At 75.1% G+C, this 1,006-nt stretch carries 1 protein-coding gene; it reads left to right on the forward strand.

All coding sequences use genetic code 11. From position 1 onward, the window contains the following. Nucleotides 1–898: PP2C family protein-serine/threonine phosphatase (locus GTR00_RS21615; RefSeq protein ID WP_205706386.1), on the forward strand; the 898-nt coding region annotated here is incomplete at its 5' end. Nucleotides 899–1,006: the final 108 nt, after the last annotated feature.

A 1,006-nucleotide genomic window follows, 5' to 3' on the forward strand; every position in this document is an offset into this window, starting at 1 on the left:
GCCGCGGGACGTGCTGGGCGTGGTCGAGCGCTGCGCGCACCTGGCGGCCATGGTGGTGGCGAGCAAGGACATGTACGGCGACGTGTTCGCCCGTCTGCAGCGCTCGGCGCCGCTGACGGTGGGCAGCGAACTGGTGCGCTCGGTGCTGCCGCCGCAGACGTACGCCACCGACGGGCTGGTGGTCTCCGCCGCGCTGGAACCGGCCTACGACAACGGTGGCGACGCCTTCGACTACGCCGCCAACGAGGAGGGCCTGCACCTGGCCGTCTTCGACGGCATGGGCCACGGCCTGGCGGCCTCGGCGGTGACGACCCTGGCGGTGGCCGCGTACCGGCGCGCGCGGCGCACCGGGCTGGACCTGCTGGGCACGTACGCCGAGGTCGACGCGGCGGTGGGCGGGCAGTTCGGCGGGGACCGGCACGTCACCGCGGTGCTGGCCCGCCTGGACCGCGGCACGGGCACGCTGTCGTGGGTCAGCGCCGGGCACCCGCCGCCGCTGCTGCTGCGCGGTGCGCACGTGGTGAAGACCCTGCAGGCGCCGCCGGCGTTCCCGCTGGGCTGGTCGTTCGGCGGGGCGGTGGTCGTGGCGGAGGAGGTGCTGCAGTCCGGGGACGCGGTGCTGCTGTACACCGACGGGCTCATCGAGGCCCGCCGCGACGACGGCACCCTGCTCGGCCTGGACGGGCTGTCGGACTTCCTGGAGCAGCAGGCGGCGGCCGGGCAGGCGGCGGCGGAGACGCTGCGCCGGCTGCGCCGCACGATCCTGGGCAGCCCGGGCGTCTCGCTGCGCGACGACGCCACCGCGCTGCTGGTGGAGTGGCGGCGCGGGGGCGAGCACCTGCTGCTGCCGCAGACCGTGGAGGGGGCCTCCTCCTCCATCTCCCCCCGCAACGAGTAGCGATAGCACTACGCTCGGTAGGGACAACGGCGTCTCCCGAAGCAGCCCGAAGAAGGTCGTCATGCGACACGCCACCGCCCCGCGACGCGCCAGCACCCCCCTCACCAC

The sequence above is a fragment of the Kineococcus indalonis genome (assembly GCF_009906395.1).
Taxonomy (GTDB): Bacteria; Actinomycetota; Actinomycetes; order Actinomycetales; family Kineococcaceae; genus Kineococcus; species Kineococcus indalonis.